A 1,846-nucleotide genomic window follows, 5' to 3' on the forward strand; every position below is an offset into this window, starting at 1 on the left:
TGCATTAGCTGCCATCAGGCAACCCGCCAGCTGAATCCTGCCCAGGCAGAGATTACTCAACAACCGGAAAGCGGCGAGTGGGGGATTGACCTCATCCTGGCCTGCCCCCATTGCGGACAGCAATATGCTGCCTGGGTACCTAACGCAGACCTCGTGCCTTTAACCGGCATCACGGCACATTCACGCCCGCGACGTCATCCTGCTGCCACTTTTCATCAAACGCACGAGGGAAATAAATGATGAACCTTAACCTTTGGTTAGTTTTTCTAGGCGGTGCCTTGCTAAGTGCGGTATTACCAGGCGCAGGCGCGATCCTTACTCTTAACCATGCCTTCCAGCGGGGATGGCGCAAGACGCTACCGCTAATTGCCGGTCAGGCGACCGCATTAGCCTTTATGGTGCCCATTGTGGCACTGAGCGCTGAGGCCGTACGTGCCTCAGCAACGGCGTGGCTGTGGCTGAAATGCATTAGCGTACTCTGGTTGATGTTTGCTGCATACCGAACCTGGCGCGCGCCGGTCATGATGGATGCCTACGATGTCGTCACATTGACCCGCGGCGCGCAACGGTTCTGCTGGGGTTTTCTGACCGACATCACCAACGCCAAAGCACTCGCTTTCCTGCTTGCTACCCTGCCGGTCTTTCTTAATCCGGCCCACCCGTTAGGGCCACAAATCACCATCATGACCCTGACGATGGTGATGGTCGATGCGCTGATGATGACGCTCTACGCGCTCATTGCCACCCGCTTGCGGCCCTATTTTCAATCACCAGAAATACGTCAACAACAAAACCGCCTGTTTGCCGGTTTCCTGGTGTTCATTGCGGTCAGTCTTTGTTTTATTGAACACCCGACCTTAATTCAGTAAAAGAGGAGAAATCACTATGTGGATATTAATTTTAGCGATGTATGCCAGTCCTTATACCGATGCGGCTTTTTCATCACTACATACACAGGAGTTTGACACGGCAACCGCCTGTCAACAGGCCGCTAAGCAGTTCGCAGAAAAATTTGAAACCTTCAGGGATATTGATACCCAGGCGATTTGCGTGAAGAAGTCATAGCAGAAAATCGTCATAAAATTCATTCAATTGTATAGTTTTTGTATTCATTTTATAATCCTTCAAAACCCGAAGGATTATTTTTTTGTTCATGGATCGGAAGCCTGAATCCATATCAACCAGGGGAAGCGCCTAATGACCCGACAAAAATACCTGCAATTAATTCATATTGCCGCCAATCAGTTAAAACTGGATGAAGAGACCTATCGTCAGTTGCTAAAAAATCTGACCGGGCAGTCTTCGGCAAAATCGCTCAGCACGATAGACCTTAACCGGGTACTGAATGCATTAAAACGAAAAGGGTTTCGTATTAAAAACCAGCAGGCAACAGTCAGTACTGCATACTACCCACAACTGGAGAAAATCCGCACCTTGTGGCATCAGATGGCGAGTAAAGGGATTGTACGTGACGCATCAGAGCAGGCCATGGGACGTTTTATTAAACGGGAAACGGGTATAGATAGTCCACAATGGCTCAATAGCCAGCAGGCGAGTCAGGTTATTGAATGCTTAAAAAAATGGCAACAACGTGCAAAATGAGGAACAACTTATGGGGGCCGCCAAATACAATGAATTACTCGATTACCTTGCAAAATCAGTATGCGTGGTGTTAAGCGCCGAAAGCACCCTTTCCCAGGAAGAGGTACAACGGGTGGTAGAAGGGGTACAAACCCGCCTGGCGTCGGTCTGGGCAAATAATTGGGTCTACATCCCTAAACAGATGCATTGCCGAAATCTGTTACGTTACCAGCAAATTTTTGCAGACTTTGATGGCAGTAACCAT

At 49.0% G+C, this 1,846-nt stretch carries 4 protein-coding genes; all 4 read left to right on the forward strand.

From position 1 onward, the window contains the following. Window positions 1-236 precede the first annotated feature (236 nt). Window positions 237-869 carry a LysE family transporter gene (locus CBG25_RS16020; protein WP_290607882.1) on the forward strand — a complete coding sequence of 211 codons (633 nt, stop codon included), beginning with the start codon at window positions 237-239 and terminating at the stop codon, window positions 867-869. Between the two features lie 16 nt (window positions 870-885). Beyond that, a complete protein-coding gene (locus CBG25_RS16025; RefSeq protein WP_290607883.1) occupies window positions 886-1,065 on the forward strand; it encodes a hypothetical protein in 180 nt (59 codons plus the stop codon). Window positions 1,066-1,197: 132 nt separating this feature from the next. Then, on the forward strand, window positions 1,198-1,602 hold the full coding sequence (locus CBG25_RS16030; RefSeq protein ID WP_290607885.1) for a regulatory protein GemA: 405 nt from the start codon (window positions 1,198-1,200) through the stop codon (window positions 1,600-1,602). Beyond that, on the forward strand, window positions 1,592-1,846 hold a 255-nt coding region (locus tag CBG25_RS16035; RefSeq protein WP_290607886.1), incomplete at its 3' end, for a Mor transcription activator family protein. The genes CBG25_RS16030 and CBG25_RS16035, both read left to right, overlap by 11 nt.

The sequence above is a fragment of the Arsenophonus sp. ENCA genome, assembly GCF_002287155.1.
GTDB classification, from domain to species: Bacteria; Pseudomonadota; Gammaproteobacteria; order Enterobacterales; family Enterobacteriaceae; genus Arsenophonus; species Arsenophonus nilaparvatae.

Bases quoted from the DNA above. Each gene is read 5' to 3' on its own strand.
- CBG25_RS16025 (WP_290607883.1), top strand. From the start codon at position 886: ATGTGGATATTAATTTTAGCGATGTATGCCAGTCCTTATACCGATGCG.
- CBG25_RS16020 (WP_290607882.1), top strand. From the start codon at position 237: ATGATGAACCTTAACCTTTGGTTAGTTTTTCTAGGCGGTGCCTTGCTA.
- CBG25_RS16030 (WP_290607885.1), top strand. From the start codon at position 1,198: ATGACCCGACAAAAATACCTGCAATTAATTCATATTGCCGCCAATCAG.